The following is a 13,950-nucleotide window of genomic DNA, read 5'->3' as shown; positions in this document are numbered from 1 at the left end:
CCGCGGCCGATTCGCCGCAGAACGAGATGGACCACCCATGCCTCGGAACATCGACATCGCCATCCCCGACCTGTCCGGAAAGCTCGCCGTCATCACCGGTGCGAGCGACGGGATCGGGTTCGCCATCGTCCCACGCCTCGTCGAAGCGGGTGCGGAGGTGATCATGCCGGTCCGCAACCCGGCCAAGGGCGAGAAGGCCACCGACCTCATCCGCGGCCTCGTCCCGGGTGCGAAGATCTCCACCCGGGCTCTCGACCTGGCCTCACTCGACTCGGTGGCCGCCCTCTCGGACCAGCTTATGAGCGAGGGCCGCCCGATCGACATCCTCATCAACAACGCCGGCGTGATGACCCCTCCCAGCCGGCAGGTCACCAGGGACGGATTCGAGCTACAGTTCGGCACCAACCACCTCGGCCACTTCGCCCTCACCCTGGGGCTGCTGCCACTGCTGCGCGAGGGCGAGGCCCGGGTCACACACCAGACGAGCATTGCCGCCCGACGCGGCGCGATCAACTGGGCCGACCTGAACTGGGAGCGCCGCTACGACGTGCGAAAGGCCTACAGCCAGTCGAAGATCGCCGTCGGTCTGTTCGCCCGCGAGCTCGACGCGCGCAGCGCCGCGGCGGGGTGGGGCATCACCAGCAACCTCTCCCACCCCGGCATATCCCCCACAAACCTGCTGTCCGCACAGCCGGGCATGGGACGGCAGAAGGACACCGGCTCAGTCCGCCTGATCCGCGCGTTGTCCCGCATGGGCGTCCTCGTAGGCACCGCCGACACCGCCGCCCTCCCCGCGCTGCCGGCCGCGACCGGCCCGGACTCGCGGGGCAGCCAGTTCTACGGCCCCAAGGGACGCGGCAACCTCGGCGACGCTCCCGCACAGCAGGAGCTGTGGGCTCCGCTGCGCGACATGGACGACGCCCGCAGGCTCTGGGAGGCTTCCGAGCGGCTGGTCGGCGTGCGATTCCCCGCCTGACCTCCCAGAGAACGGATCTCTCAGCGAAGCGCCTGCGGTCCTATGACGGACAGCAACTGGAGCCTTTCGTAGCTCTCGCTGCCGGGAATGGCGGTGTAGACGATGAGAATATGCGACTGGTCGGGGTCGAGGAGCGTCTGGCAGTTCAGCTCCAATGCGCCGACCTCGGGGTGGACGAAGTGCTTCACCTCGTCGGGGCGGATACCGACCTCGTGGTCGTTCCACACCTGTCGGAACTCTTCGCTTTGAGCGAGTAGCAGCTCGACGTAGTGGGCCGCGCGGGAACCAGGGCCCCGCAGCGTGGCCACCCCGCGCAGGCCCGAGACGAACATACGGGTGAGGAACGCATGGTCGTCGGGGGCGTAAAGCTGTCGCGTGGCGGGGTTGGTGAACCATCGGTAGCCGAGGCTGCGGGCCGGGCCGCTGAAGACCGTCAGATCGCCGGTGAGCGCGACGGCCGGCGGGGTCTGCCGCAGAGTCTCGCCGAGCTCGGTGACGATCTCCGCGGGAGTGTCGTGCAGACGGTCGAGGATGCGCAGCAGGCCGGGGCTGATGTGCTCGCTGTCCGCGCCCCGTGTGGGTGGAGTGTGTCCGGCGAGCCGGAACAGGTGATCGCGCTCATCGAGGGAGAGATGGAGTCCCTGCGCGATGGAGGCGATCATCTGCTCGGACGGCTGGGGACCGCGCTCCCGTTCCAGCCGCGCGTAGTAGTCGGTCGACATGTGGCAGAGGAACGCCACTTCCTCCCGCCGTAGCCCATGGGTGCGGCGGCGTCGTCCACGCGGGAGGCCGACGTCTTCGGGTTGCAGCGACTCCCGGCGGCGCCGGAGGAACTCCGCCAGACCCGTCCGGTCGATCACTATGCGCACCTCTTTCACCTGCGTGCCTCCTTCGAGGCATCATTTCTACCGTCCACAGATCTCGGCATCCACGGATTGTCGATCCCCCCTTCTCGTGTTGATGCGGCCGCGGCGCCGTCCGCAGTCATTCCCTGCTGGTGTCCTTGTTCGATGGTGGCCGCGTGGCCGTCCCTGGCGAGAACAGCGGATGAGCCGAGCGGCGCGAGGGCGGCCGCCGCGGCCGCATGCGTGGCGGCCAGAGTTCGCTCCCGGCACCCGCGGTGAACGGGACAGGAACCTCGGTGCTTGCGATCGTCCGGCGCCAGTCGGCCTTCGCGTGGTCGTTGAGGAGGGCGAGCTCGCCTGGAGGCGCATCCCTCGACGCCACGGCGGCGGTGACACGGGCGGCGGTAGCGGCCGCGCGGCCTTGAGGCAGTCGGGCAGGCCAGGACAGCTGTGGCCCTTCGTCGGCAGGCATTCGACCGAAGGGCGTGCGCGCCCGCGAAGCAGCGCCGGATCCCAGCGCAGCCGTCCACGCCATGGCAGAGTCATGCGCACGCAGACCTTAACGCCAGGGGCGTGCAGACACTTCATTGCGACCGCCCTCTTCCTGGGTACTGTCGTGTCTCTGACCGCCTGCGGTGAGCAGCGCGGCACGGACGTGGCGGCCAGTTCCTCGACCACATCCCCGAGTTCCAGCTCCAGTTCCCCTGTCGCTTCTCCTTACGTGGAGCCCGGGATCGTCGACGGTGCCCCGCACCACGGCGACAACAATGCCTACCGTCGCTCCGGCGAGATGTCCGCCGCCAGTGCCAAGGACGCTCAGAAGGAAGCCGACCGCATCGAGCCCGTGCTCAAGCGACTATGGGGGCAGAAGAAGTGGGACCCCAAGAGCGTGCGCGCGGCACTACGTGAACTGGGGTACGAGGAGGAGCGGACCGGGCCGAAGGGAGAACGCCTCGGCGGGACGCTTACCGTACGGAAGATGCATCCACGCTACGAGATCGACCACAACCTCACCCCCGAAGGCGCCCTGATAGGCCTTCGCGTCCATGACGACGCCTGCGTCACGGCGTTCGTGCAGAAGACCAACTTCGAGGTCAAGACCAACGGGCCATTCATGGAGAGCGGCTGTTTCGAGCCGCCCTACGGCCACTGAGAGACGGTGCGGGGCACGTTCGACGAGGCTCCCTGCTCTGCGCCAGCAGCCGCCCCTACCACGGTGCCCGGCGCGGGGACCCGCCGTCTCCTACGCCCGCGGCCGCGCCGCCGACCTGGCCACCGCCGGCCGGGTCTTCAGCGCCCCGTACGACCGCTACATCGACCATGAGGTGGAAGAGCCTCCGTCGGAACGCACAGCGGCTGCCGCAATGCGGCGACGTCGCACCCGATTCAAGCGGCAAGGGACGACGCCGACCAGTCCGCCTTTCGAGTGAATAAAGAGGAATACCCGCCGCATGAGCAAGCCGTCGGCCAAATAGTGAGCAAGACAACCGGACACGAACTTCCGGTCGGGCCCAAACACGGCAGCCCACGGATCGAAGAAGGGTGACAACATTCATGCGCACGGAGGCCACCAACCGGGTCGCACACGTCTTCTCCCTCTTCGACGCCAACGGCAACGGCGTCCTGGAAGCCGATGACTTCGACCTCATGGCGAACAACGTCATCGAGGCCGCGCCCGACGCGGACGAGGCGGCGAAGGACGCGATGCGTGCGGCGTTCCGCGAGTACTGGACGACCCTGGCCACGGAACTGGACGCCAACCGCGACGGCAAGATCAGTGACGAAGAGTTCGAAGCCTGCGTGCTCTCGCCCGAGCGCTTCGACTCGACGATCGGCGTGTTCGCCGAGGCGCTCGCCGCGCTCGGCGACCCGGACGGCGATGGACTCATCGAACGCCCCGCGTTCGTCGCGTTGATGACGGCGATCGGCTTCAAGCGCGCGAACATCGACGCACTTTTCGACGCCTTCGGCCCCTCAGACCTGGACCGGATCCAGGTGGCCGTCTGGGTCGCCGGGATCAAGGACTACTACGCCCCGGACAAGGCGGGCATCCCGGGCGACCTCCTGGTCCCGGGCCCGGCGATCTGACGAGTACCGTCAGTCGCTGACCAGCTTCCGGAACTTGCGCACGAGCTTGACGACACCCCAGACAACGAGGCACCCCAGAACCAGCAGAAACAGGATCGCCTGCCACAGGGGCATCTTCTTACCGGTGGACGAACCGCCGTCGTTGCCGCCCGAGGAGTAGCCGCCGCTCCTCGACTTCTTCTTGTAGCCACCGCTCTTGCTCACACCACCGCCGCCCTTGCTGACGCCACCACCGCCGCCGCTGCCACCGCCTCGCTTCGACGACAGCGCGACGTACGAGACGGAGTCACGCGCCGACGCCGCCTGGGCCGTGGCGGGCGCCACTGCGAACAGGGCGCCGATCAGGAGGAGTGTGGTTGCCAAACGCATGAGAGATCCCTGTGATGGTAGGCCGGAAAGATACGCGCCAGGGCGCGGCGTTGCACCCTAGGCCATGGATCGGCGCTGTCGAAACTCGGGGTCCGGTCCGCCCGCGGGCCGGACTCCCGTCGTGGCGGAAGGGGCTTGGTGAGCTGTGCGCGGCATGTGACCGTCACCCGGAGCGGGAGCGGCTGGATTCGACCGCCACGAGAGCGATCCGAACTGGGGCGGACGGCCGACCATGATGGACCGGCTCGACTGGATCGACGGCTGGCCGACCGTGCGCGCGGGCGCCTGGACCAGCGAGGATCGGCAGACCGCACCCGCGGGCGACTGGGGCTCGGGGAGCACCTTCGACGACGGCCGGCCGACTTCGACATCCTCGGACACGGCTCCTGGACCACGGAGTCGGATCCCGACTCGGGACGCTACGCCCGCGGCCGGTCCCGGGCCACGGTCCCGCAGCTGCTGCTGCCGCGGCGGGCCCCGGACGGCGATGTGAGGATCGAGGCCGACGTCCGGCTGCGCGACGACGACGGCCGGGTCGGTCTTGTCCTGGCGTCCGCGGGCCGGTCCGACCACGCCGTGGCCTGGCTGGATTCCACCGGCACCCTCTCCGTCGAGGTCACCCGGGACCGGAAGGTGGTGCGGAAGCGGACCGCTCGCCTGCACGCGAACACCGATCCGCGTACCTGGCACTCGCTCACGGCCGAGATGCGCGACGGGGCGGCGCACGTACAGGTCAGCTCGGCCATGCTCGACATGCCGCTGGCCGAGCTGACGGTGGACGTACCGAAGGGCTGGCGCCGCGGCGGTGTCGCCTCGACCCGCGGCGCCGGCGAGGCGGACAACGTCGGTGTGACCCGGCTCTACACACCGGTGACCGTCAAACAGCCGGTGACCGCACGCTTCGACTATGTGCGCTTCTCCTCCTGACGCCGCGTCACTCGCCTGCACGGGCACCGGCTCCCACGCATCGCAGTCCAAGATCGATTGTCAGTGGTGGGTGAGAAGGTAGGAGCATCGAGAAGGAAAAAGAGGGGGCGCGGCATGTCCGGAGACCAGAACTACATCAATCACGTTGCTCTTGTGCTGGACGCCAGTTCGTCCATGTCACACCTGCGCGGAAAGGTCGTCGAAGTCGCCGACCAGCAGATTGCGTATCTGGCCCGCCGATCGAAGGAGCTGGACCAGGAAACCCGCGTTACGGTGTACGTCTTCGCCGACAAGGTGGAGTGCGTCATCTACGACAAGGACGTGCTGCGGATGCCGTCCCTGAAGCAGCTTTACCGGGTCGGCGGAATGACGGCTCTGCTGGCGGCCACACTGAAGTCGCAGCGGGAGCTGGCGCAGACCGCCCAACTGTACGGCGACCACAGCTTCCTGACGTTCGTGCTGACGGACGGCCAGGAGAACGCGAGTCACCGCTGCCCCGATGCCCTCACCAAAAGCCCACGTGAACTGGTGCGGGCCGTGGCCGAGTTGATGGAGACACAAGAGGACAACTGGACGCTGGCCGTCCTTGTGCCGGACCAGATGGGCAAGCGCGAGGCCATGCAGTGCGGCTTCCCGAAGGACAACATCGCCATCTGGGACGCCACGAGCACTCAGGGCCTGGAGGAGGCGGGGCAGGTTATCCAGCAGGCCACCGAGAACTTTATGGTGGGCCGGGCCCAGGGCATCCGGGGATCGCGGGCGGTGTTCTCCACGGGTGCGGAGGCGGTCAACAAGGACACCATCAAGGCAGCCGGCCTCACCCCGGTGGACCCGTCGAAATACCAGCTGATTCCGGTGGCCCGCGAAGCGGCGATCCGGGAATGGGTCATCGAATGCGGGCACACCTTCCGTACCGGTTGTGCGTTCTATCAGCTGAGCAAGTCGGAGAAAATCCAGGCGCGGAAGCAGATAGCGGTGCTGGAGAAGAAGACGGACCGGGTGTACACGGGGCCGGAGGCCCGATCCCTGCTGGGCCTGCCGGACACGGAAGTTCGCGTCAAGCCGGATCACAACGACGACTTCACGATATTCGTGCAGAGCACCAGCGTGAATCGGAAGCTGACACCGCACACGCGGCTGCTGCTCATGATCTGAGGCCGTGGAGGCCCCGCCGGTCCGACGGGCGGGGCCTCCTCCCCCGGCAACCGCTACCGCCGTGCGGCAGCCTGGTGCGCATGGCGACTCACATCGCCGATCAGGTTGATGCGGACCCGTCGCTCCGCGAAGCGCCACTGCCCGTCACGGCGCTCGAAGCGGTCGTGGTACCGACCCGCGGCGATGGGTTGCAGGGGCAGGTCGGGCAGTGCCTGGAACACGGTGACGTACGAGCGCGAGACCGCCGTGTTCGCTTGTTCATCGACCTCGATGGCGACATTGGTGGTGGCGTGGTGGGTTCGCGGCGTGCCGTCGGCGTAGACGATCAGAGTCTCCTTGAACATCTCCTCGATCGCTTCGCGCCCGCTGACCGGCTCGCCGCTGCCCGTGAAGGTGGCGTCAGCGAGCAGCGTGCCGAGTCCCGCGAAATCGCCGTCGTCCACGAGTTCGGCGTAACGTGCGATCAAGTTCTCGATGGCTCGATAGCTCAACGTCGGATCGGCGGGCGTGCCGATGGATGTGGACATGGTCTCCTCCAAGCGAAGCGGGAGATCTTCAGCGTGCTGCCCCAGGCGACAACAGGACCGGACCGCAATCGACCGGTTGCGACACGTTAGCTTGCCACGTTCGATGACACCTGATCGCGTCGTACGGACTCCCGGCCGGGCTCATGCCGGGAAGCCGGCGCCTCTTTGGAGGGTGCCGGGGGACGGACACCGGCGCGGGTGGCGCCGACGCTGGCCACGACCACGAGAACCAGACCGAGTGTCGCGGCCGTCCCGGGGCGCTGGCCGAGAACGAGCAGACCGACCATGAGGGCGATGGCGGGCTCGAGGCTCATCAGCGTGCCGAACGCGGACGTGGTCAGATGGCGCAGGGCGAGAAACTCGAGGGCGAAGGGGATGACGGGGCTGAGCACCGCCAGAGCCAGCATGGTCCACAGCGGTGACCACGTGATGCGGTCGGCGAGGTCCGGGGCGGCGATGGCCAGCCCCACCACCGCGGCGACCGGCATGGAGACGGCCAGTCCTTTCAGGCCGGTGACGCGATCACCGACCCGTTGGGTCAGCAGAATGTACGCGGCCCAGCATCCCGCGGCGAGCAGCGCGCTCCCCACCCCCAGAAGGTCGGCGCCGCCGTGCCAGGGTTCGGTCAGCAGCACGACGCCCGTCGCCGCCGCGGCCGCCCAGATCAGGCGTCCCTTCCTCGGCCCGAAGAGGGAGACCGTGAGCGGTCCCAGGAATTCCAGCGCGCTCGCGGTTCCCAACGGGAGACGGGCGATCGCCTGCATGAAGAAGACCATCATTCCGGCGGTCACGAGACCGAGCAGCATGCAGGCGAGAAGATCCCGTGAGCTGAAATCACGAGGCCGGGGGCGGATGGCGACCAGCAGAATCAGCCCCGCCCAGCCCAGGCGCAGCCCCGCGGTTCCCAGCGCGCCGAGCTGTCCGAACAACGGAACCGTCAGAGCCGATCCGAGCTGCACGGTACACATCGCGGTGGCAGCCATGAGGGCACCGGCGCCGGCATGGCGCGAGCGACGGGAAGGAGGAGTCTCGGGCGGTTCGGGAGCGTTCATGGGCTCCAGTAGAGAGCCTCGACACCGTTCACGTCCACGTGTCGATCCCGAATGATTCGTTCGGGATTCATGGACAATAGAGGGATGGAAACACGTCGCCTCCAGATGCTGGCCGAGCTGGCCCGGCGAGGCTCGATGCGCGCCGTGGCCGAGGCCACCGGCACGACCACCTCGACCGTTTCCCAGCAGGTCGCCGCCTTGGCTCAGGAAATGGGCACGGCACTGATCGAGCCGCATGGACGCAGGGTCAGGCTCACACCGGCGGGCCGCCGACTGGCGGAACACGCCGTGACGATCCTTGCGGCGGTCGAGGCCGCACAGCGGGACTTGAGCCCCGACGCCCCGCCGACCGGCACGGTGCGCGTGGCAGGCTTCGCCACGGCCATCCGAGCCCAACTGCTGCCCATCATCGGCAACTTGTCGACGAGCCATCCTCAGCTCAGCATCCTGGTCCGTGAGCACGAGCCCACCGAAGCCCTCCAGTTGCTGGCGAACGACGAGGCCGACCTCGCGCTCACCTACGACTACAACCTGGCACCGGCCGAGCCGGACCCCGCGGTCGTGATCACCCCCCTGTGGACCGCTCCCTGGGGTCTGGGCGTTCCTGACCACGCCGCCCGTCCCTCAGTACCGGGCGCCCCTGAGGTCTTCCGCCGGTTCCGCACGGCGGACTGGATCGGCAACTCGCGCAACCCCGGTGACGAGACCGTCATCCGGACACTCGCCTCCATGGCCGGTTTCACCCCCCACCTCACGCACCAGGCGGACAGCCTCGACCTCGTACAGGGCATGATCGCGGCAGGGATGGGCGTAGGGCTGCTGCCGATGGGCACCTCCACGTTGCCCGGTGTCCAGCTGGTGCCGCTCACCGCGCCGGACGTTGTCCTGCGCGCCTTCGCCGTCGCCCGCCGGGGTCGCGACAGCTGGCCCCCGCTGGCCCTGCTGACCGACCTGATCATTCGGCAATCAGCGCGGAGCGCATAGTCTCGGCGGAACACATCGTCTCGATCGCCGCACCGGCTACCGGCGTGGACGGCGCGCCGGGGGCGCGGAACGTCATGACAACGCCCCGTCCGGACTCCGCGCGCCCTGCCGTGGGCCACGGGACGCGGCAATGATGAGCGGACCGCGCGTGATCCACACGACTCCGCACAGCTGCCCCCTGGGCAGGTGGTATGCGGTGGAAGGAAGCCACGTTGTTGCTTCTCATCTCCCCCGACGGCGTCGAGGAGGCCCTCGACTGCGCGAAGGCGGCGGAACACCTCGACATCGTCGATGTCAAGAAGCCCGACGAGGGCTCGCTCGGCGCGAACTTCCCCTGGGTCATCCGGCAGATCCGCGACACGGTCCCGGCGGACAAGCCGGTCTCCGCCACCGTGGGAGACGTCCCCTACAAGCCCGGCACAGTGGCCCAGGCGGCGCTGGGTGCGGCGGTCTCCGGCGCCACCTACATCAAGGTCGGCCTCTACGGATGCACGACGCCCGAACAGGCCATCGATGTCATGCGCGGGGTCGTCCGGGCGGTGAAGGACTACCAGCCGGACGCGTTCGTCGTCGCCTCCGGCTACGCCGACGCCCACCGGATCGGCTGCGTCAACCCGCTCGCGCTGCCCGACATCGCCGACCGCTCCGGCTGTGACGCGGCCATGCTCGACACCGCGATCAAGGACGGCACACGGCTGTTCGACCATGTTCCGCCCGACCTCTGCGCGGAGTTCGTCCGGCAGGCCCACGAGGCCGGTCTGCGCGCCGCCCTCGCGGGCAGCGTCAAAGCCGCGGACCTCGGCGCGCTCACCCGCATCGGCACCGACATCGTGGGGGTGCGCGGCGCGGTCTGCGAGGGAGGCGACCGCGACACCGGAAGGATCCAGCCGCGGCTGGTGGCCGCCTTCCGGGCGGAGATGGACCGGCACGCCCGGGAACACGCGGCGTCCGTCGCCACCGCGGGCTGAGGCCCGGCATGCCCACATCCCGGCCCCGTCGGGCGCCCGCGGCCCGTGGCGGGTGCTTCGCCGTCCTCGATCCGGCCACCGGCGAGTCCTTCGACGAGGCCCCCGACCAGCGGCCGGATGAGCTGGACGCCATCGTCGGCCGGGCCCGCGCCGCCTGGCGCGGCTGGTGCGCCGACCCCGCCGCCCGCACCACCGCGCTGCTCGCGGCAGCGGACGCCGTGGAGGCGGCCGGGGCCGACCTCGCCCCGCTGCTCACCCGTGAACAGGGCAAACCCCTGGCCGAATCGCACGCGGAGGTCGCCCGCACGGCGGCACGCCTGCGCTATTTCGCCGAGCTGGCCCCCGATACCCAGCCGATCAAGGACGACCGGCCGATACGCGGTGAGGTCCACTGCCGACCGTGCCGTGGCCGGCGGCCACCGGCTGGACCGGCCGGGCTACTTCTTCGCCCCCATCATCCTGGGCGATGCCCCGCCCGACAGCCCCGTGGTCACGCAGGAGCAGTTCGGTCCGGTCCTGCCGGTGCTGCCGTACGTCAGCCTCGACGAAGCCATCGAAGCGGCCAACGACACCGGCTTCGGGCTGGGCGACTCGGTATGGGGCACCGCCCTGGACCGGCCGAGGCGGTGGCCGGCCGGCTGGAATGCGGAACCGCGTGGATCAACCACCACGCCGAAACCTCCCTCGCCCAGCCCTTCGCGGGCATCAAGGACAGCGGTGTCGGCGTGGCGGGCGGGCCGTGGGGGCTGTACGGCAATCTCAGCCCGTTCGTCGTACACCGTCCGGTTGAGGTGCGCGGATGAGGTTCGCCGCGGCGGTACTGCGCTCGTACGAGAGCCGGTTCACCCTCGAGGAGGTGATGCTGCACGCGGGGCCGGGCGACGGCGAGGTCCTGGTGAAGATCGCGGGCTGCGGGATGTGCCGGACCGATCTCGCGGTGCGGCACTCGGCCGGCCGCTCACCACTGCCCGCGGTGCTCGGCCACGAAGGGGCCGGAGTCGTCGTGGAGACAGGCGGCCCTGGCACCGGCCTGAGCACCGGCGACCACGTCGTGCTGAGCTTCGACTCCTGCGGACACTGCCGGAACTGCATGGGCGCGGCGCCCGCCTACTGTGACTCCTTCCCCACGCTGAACCTCTTCGGCGGACGGCGGGAACACGCGGCACGGTTCACCGACGCGGACGGAGGCGCACTGGCCCCCCGCTGGTTCGGCCAGTCCTCCTTCGCCGAATACGCGATGGTCCCGGCCCGCAACGCCGTCCGGGTCGATCCCACGCTGCCCATCGAACTCCTCGGACCGCTCGGCTGCGGCTTCCTCACCGGCGCCGGAGCGGTCTTCCACTCCTTCGGTGTCGGCCCCGGCGACACCATCGCGGTCTACGGCGCCGGAGCGGTCGGCCTGGCCGCGGTGATGGCGGCCACCGCCGCCGGGGCAGTGACCGTGGCCGTCGACCGGCACCCCGGGCGGCTGGCCCTCGCCGAGCGGCTCCAGGCGATCCCGCTGCACGCCGCATCGGGCGGCCTGCCCGACCTGTCCGACCTTCCCGACCGCGTCCGGCAACTGACCGACGGCGGCACACACTACGCGCTGGACACCACAGGCTCCCCCCAGCTGATCAACAACGCCCTCCGGGCCCTGCGCCCGACCGGCCACCTCGGCCTGGTGGCACGCCTCCATACCCCACTGCCACTTGAACCGGGGACCTTGGACCGGGGCCGGAGGATCTCCCACATCTGCGAAGGGGACGCGGTGCCCGGACTGCTGATCCCACGGCTGACCAGGCTCTGGCAGGCCGGGCGGTTTCCCTTCGACCAGCTGATCCGCACCTATCCCCTCACCGACATCAACCAAGCCGAACGCGACTGCGACGCGGGCCGCGTGGTCAAACCCGTCCTGATTCCCGCGGGGCCAAGGGAGGACACATGACCGACACAGCGCATCACAACACCGGTGTGGATGGCGTGGAAGGGGGTGTCGGCCTGACCGCTCTCATGGTCGCCGCGGCCCGGGCGATCGAGACCCACCGCCACGACAGCCTGGCACAAGACATCTACGCGGAACACTTCGTCCACGCCGCACCGGCCTCCGCGGACTGGCCGGTGCGCATACACCAGGTCCCGGACGGAGACGCGAACCCGCTGTGGGGGCGCTTCGCCCGCTACTTCGGCCTGCGGACCAGGGTCCTCGACGACTTCCTCCTCCAGTCGGTGCGGGCGGGAGGGGCGCGCCAAGTGGTCCTGCTCGGGGCGGGGTTGGATGCGCGGGCGTTCCGACTCGACTGGCCTCCCGGCTGTGTGATCTTCGAGATCGACCGGGAAGGCGTGCTGGACTTCAAGCACAAGGTGCTCGGCGGACTGCCGACCACCCCGAAAGCGGCCCGCGTACCGATCCCCCTCGACCTGCGCGCCGACTGGGCCGCGGCACTGACCGACGCGGGCTTCGACACGGCCGCACCGACCGCCTGGCTGGCCGAAGGGCTGCTGTTCTACCTGCCCAGCACCTCCGAGACGAACCTCATCCGCACGGTGGACCGGCTGAGCGCGGGCGGAAGCACGCTGGCGTTCGAGGTCAAACTCGACAAGGACTTGCTCGAATACCGCGACAGCCCCCTCTACACCGCGACGCAACACCAGATCGGCATCGACCTGCTCAACCTGTTCAGCCGGGAACCACGGCCCGACTCCGCGGGCGACCTCGCGGACAAGGGCTGGACCACAACCGTCCGGACCCCCTTCGACTACACCCGCCGGCACGGACGCGGCCCGCGCCCCGAACACAACGACGCACTGGCGGGCAACCGATGGGTGTTCGCCCACAGGCCCCGCCCCGGACAGCGGCGATAGCACAGCACGAACGGGGTACCGGTGGGTCCATGCCTGCCCCGTTGAATCCGACGAGAACCCGCGCCGCGCTCCGCCTGTCAGCGCGAATCTCCCTCGAACTGCTGCTGATCCTCGCCATGGCCGCGGTGGTCCTATGGGCTCTGGGCCGGATGTGGCCGGTCCTGTGGCCACTTGTCCTCAGCCTGCTCCTCACCACCCTGACCTGGCCCCCGGCCCGCTTTCTGCGCGGGCGCGGGTGGCCTCCCGCGCTGGCCTCCTCGGTCGTGACCGTGCTGTTCCTCCTGGTCGCCACGGGCATCGTGGCGCTGATCGCCGTACCGGTGGCCGCCCAGTCCGGCGAACTGACCGACGGTGTCACCGAAGGCATCCACCAGATACGCCAATGGGCCGCCGGACCACCGCTGAACATCGGCGACGCCCAGCTCGCGAAGGCCTCCGACACCGCGGCCGCCCGACTCCAGAGCAGCACCGGCAACATCGTCACCACTGTCGTCACCGGGGTGAGCACCGTGGTCGACGGCCTGATCACCACCGTCCTGGCGCTGTTGCTGATGTTCTTCTTCCTCAAGGACGGCCCGCGGTTCCTGCCCTGGCTCACCCGCCAGCTGCCCGGCCGGCTGGCCACCGACGTCCCCACCGTGGCCGCACGCGGCTGGGACACCCTCGGCGCCTTCGTGCGTTCCCAGGCGCTGGTCGGCCTGCTCGACGCCATCCTCATCGGGCTCGGACTGTGGGCCTTGGGAGTACCACTGATCCTGCCCCTGGCGGTCCTGACCTTCATCTCCGCGTTCGTCCCCATCGTGGGAGCCCTGTTCGCGGGCGCGGTCGCGGTACTCATCGCGCTGGTGTCCAACGGCCTCACGGACGCGCTCATCGCGCTGGCCATCATCGTCGTGGTGCAGCAGCTCGAGGGCAATGTGTTCCAGCCCATGATCCAGAGCCGCGGCCTGGGCCTGCACGCCGCGGTCATCCTGCTGGCGGTCACGCTGGGCAGCAGCCTCGCCGGGATCGTGGGCAGTCTGCTCGCCGTACCGGTCGCCGCACTGATCGCCGTGGTCTGGAACTACCTGCGCGAACAACTCAGCCACCCACCACAGCAGCCAGAAGACAACGATCGGCACTCCGGTGGCACGGTCGCGTCGTAACACCTGAGCCGTCGCGGCATGCGGCCGCACCCACGGGGGTACCCGGCGGCGGACACACCTCACACGGGAG

Annotated in this window: 14 protein-coding genes and 1 pseudogene; 11 read left to right on the top strand and 4 right to left on the bottom strand. The window is 69.3% G+C overall.

The window, feature by feature from the left end:
- Positions 1-37 precede the first annotated feature (37 nt).
- On the top strand, positions 38-976 hold the full coding sequence (locus KHP12_RS03245) for an SDR family oxidoreductase (RefSeq protein ID WP_086879409.1): 939 nt from the start codon (positions 38-40) through the stop codon (positions 974-976).
- Between the two features lie 20 nt (positions 977-996).
- On the opposite strand, the gene KHP12_RS03240 is transcribed toward KHP12_RS03245, so the two are convergent.
- Positions 997-1,839: a helix-turn-helix transcriptional regulator gene (locus tag KHP12_RS03240; RefSeq protein WP_211831630.1), complete on the bottom strand. Its 843-nt coding sequence runs from the start codon at positions 1,837-1,839 to the stop codon at positions 997-999.
- 598 nt (positions 1,840-2,437) lie between these two features.
- Here KHP12_RS03240 and KHP12_RS03235 point away from each other — a divergent pair.
- Positions 2,438-2,974, top strand: a complete 537-nt coding sequence (locus KHP12_RS03235) for a hypothetical protein (RefSeq protein ID WP_308016607.1) — start codon at positions 2,438-2,440, stop codon at positions 2,972-2,974.
- Between the two features lie 401 nt (positions 2,975-3,375).
- Positions 3,376-3,909, top strand: a complete 534-nt coding sequence (locus tag KHP12_RS03230) for an EF-hand domain-containing protein (protein WP_086879408.1) — start codon at positions 3,376-3,378, stop codon at positions 3,907-3,909.
- 9 nt (positions 3,910-3,918) lie between these two features.
- Here KHP12_RS03230 and KHP12_RS03225 read toward each other — a convergent pair whose 3' ends face one another.
- Positions 3,919-4,278, bottom strand: coding sequence for a hypothetical protein (locus KHP12_RS03225; protein ID WP_211831374.1), 360 nt, complete (start codon positions 4,276-4,278; stop codon positions 3,919-3,921).
- A 489-nt stretch (positions 4,279-4,767) separates the two neighbouring features.
- Here KHP12_RS03225 and KHP12_RS03220 point away from each other — a divergent pair, with 489 nt between their 5' ends.
- Together KHP12_RS03220 and KHP12_RS03215 are read left to right on the top strand one after the other, a co-directional pair.
- Positions 4,768-5,205, top strand: coding sequence for a hypothetical protein (locus tag KHP12_RS03220; protein ID WP_143677730.1), 438 nt, complete (start codon positions 4,768-4,770; stop codon positions 5,203-5,205).
- A gap of 114 nt (positions 5,206-5,319) precedes the next feature.
- Positions 5,320-6,360 carry a vWA domain-containing protein gene (locus tag KHP12_RS03215; RefSeq protein ID WP_086879405.1) on the top strand — a complete coding sequence of 347 codons (1,041 nt, stop codon included), beginning with the start codon at positions 5,320-5,322 and terminating at the stop codon, positions 6,358-6,360.
- A gap of 53 nt (positions 6,361-6,413) precedes the next feature.
- Here the strand turns inward: KHP12_RS03215 and KHP12_RS03210 are convergent, their stop codons facing one another.
- Both KHP12_RS03210 and KHP12_RS03205 read right to left on the bottom strand, forming a co-directional pair.
- The gene (locus tag KHP12_RS03210) at positions 6,414-6,887 is read right to left on the bottom strand and encodes a nuclear transport factor 2 family protein (protein WP_211831373.1); all 474 of its coding nucleotides are present in this window, start codon (positions 6,885-6,887) and stop codon (positions 6,414-6,416) included.
- Between the two features lie 86 nt (positions 6,888-6,973).
- The gene (locus KHP12_RS03205) at positions 6,974-7,855 is read right to left on the bottom strand and encodes an EamA family transporter (protein ID WP_244202474.1); all 882 of its coding nucleotides are present in this window, start codon (positions 7,853-7,855) and stop codon (positions 6,974-6,976) included.
- 168 nt (positions 7,856-8,023) lie between these two features.
- On the opposite strand from KHP12_RS03205, the gene KHP12_RS03200 reads away from it, so the two are divergent.
- The 6 genes and pseudogenes from KHP12_RS03200 (at position 8,024) to KHP12_RS03175 (ending at position 13,880) form a co-directional block, all read left to right on the top strand.
- Positions 8,024-8,923, top strand: a complete 900-nt coding sequence (locus tag KHP12_RS03200) for a LysR family transcriptional regulator (RefSeq protein WP_086879403.1) — start codon at positions 8,024-8,026, stop codon at positions 8,921-8,923.
- Between the two features lie 191 nt (positions 8,924-9,114).
- Positions 9,115-9,891, top strand: a complete 777-nt coding sequence (locus KHP12_RS03195; RefSeq protein WP_086879402.1) for a (5-formylfuran-3-yl)methyl phosphate synthase — start codon at positions 9,115-9,117, stop codon at positions 9,889-9,891.
- A gap of 8 nt (positions 9,892-9,899) precedes the next feature.
- Positions 9,900-10,694: pseudogene (locus KHP12_RS03190) on the top strand (aldehyde dehydrogenase family protein).
- Complete coding sequence (locus KHP12_RS03185) at positions 10,691-11,818, top strand: NAD(P)-dependent alcohol dehydrogenase (protein WP_086879401.1); 1,128 nt, start codon at positions 10,691-10,693, stop codon at positions 11,816-11,818. Before KHP12_RS03190 ends, KHP12_RS03185 begins: the two are co-directional and overlap by 4 nt.
- Entirely contained in the window at positions 11,815-12,735 is a 921-nt protein-coding gene (locus KHP12_RS03180) for a class I SAM-dependent methyltransferase (protein WP_086879400.1), read from the top strand. Before KHP12_RS03185 ends, KHP12_RS03180 begins: the two co-directional genes overlap by 4 nt.
- A gap of 29 nt (positions 12,736-12,764) precedes the next feature.
- A complete protein-coding gene (locus KHP12_RS03175; RefSeq protein ID WP_211831372.1) occupies positions 12,765-13,880 on the top strand; it encodes an AI-2E family transporter in 1,116 nt (371 codons plus the stop codon).
- Positions 13,881-13,950: the final 70 nt, after the last annotated feature.

Source organism: Streptomyces asiaticus, assembly GCF_018138715.1.
In the GTDB taxonomy this organism is placed as follows: domain Bacteria; phylum Actinomycetota; class Actinomycetes; order Streptomycetales; family Streptomycetaceae; genus Streptomyces; species Streptomyces asiaticus.
The sequence above is the reverse complement of the archived record's forward strand: the minus strand, read 5'-3'. Positions and strand labels throughout refer to the sequence as shown.

Bases quoted from the DNA above. Each gene is read 5' to 3' on its own strand.
- KHP12_RS03195 (WP_086879402.1), top strand. From the start codon at position 9,115: ATGCGGTGGAAGGAAGCCACGTTGTTGCTTCTCATCTCCCCCGACGGC.
- KHP12_RS03200 (WP_086879403.1), top strand. From the start codon at position 8,024: ATGGAAACACGTCGCCTCCAGATGCTGGCCGAGCTGGCCCGGCGAGGC.
- KHP12_RS03175 (WP_211831372.1), top strand. From the start codon at position 12,765: ATGCCTGCCCCGTTGAATCCGACGAGAACCCGCGCCGCGCTCCGCCTG.
- KHP12_RS03225 (WP_211831374.1), bottom strand. From the start codon at position 4,278: ATGCGTTTGGCAACCACACTCCTCCTGATCGGCGCCCTGTTCGCAGTG.
- KHP12_RS03230 (WP_086879408.1), top strand. From the start codon at position 3,376: ATGCGCACGGAGGCCACCAACCGGGTCGCACACGTCTTCTCCCTCTTC.
- KHP12_RS03185 (WP_086879401.1), top strand. From the start codon at position 10,691: ATGAGGTTCGCCGCGGCGGTACTGCGCTCGTACGAGAGCCGGTTCACC.
- KHP12_RS03180 (WP_086879400.1), top strand. From the start codon at position 11,815: ATGACCGACACAGCGCATCACAACACCGGTGTGGATGGCGTGGAAGGG.
- KHP12_RS03215 (WP_086879405.1), top strand. From the start codon at position 5,320: ATGTCCGGAGACCAGAACTACATCAATCACGTTGCTCTTGTGCTGGAC.
- KHP12_RS03210 (WP_211831373.1), bottom strand. From the start codon at position 6,887: ATGTCCACATCCATCGGCACGCCCGCCGATCCGACGTTGAGCTATCGA.
- KHP12_RS03205 (WP_244202474.1), bottom strand. From the start codon at position 7,855: ATGTGTACCGTGCAGCTCGGATCGGCTCTGACGGTTCCGTTGTTCGGA.
- KHP12_RS03245 (WP_086879409.1), top strand. From the start codon at position 38: ATGCCTCGGAACATCGACATCGCCATCCCCGACCTGTCCGGAAAGCTC.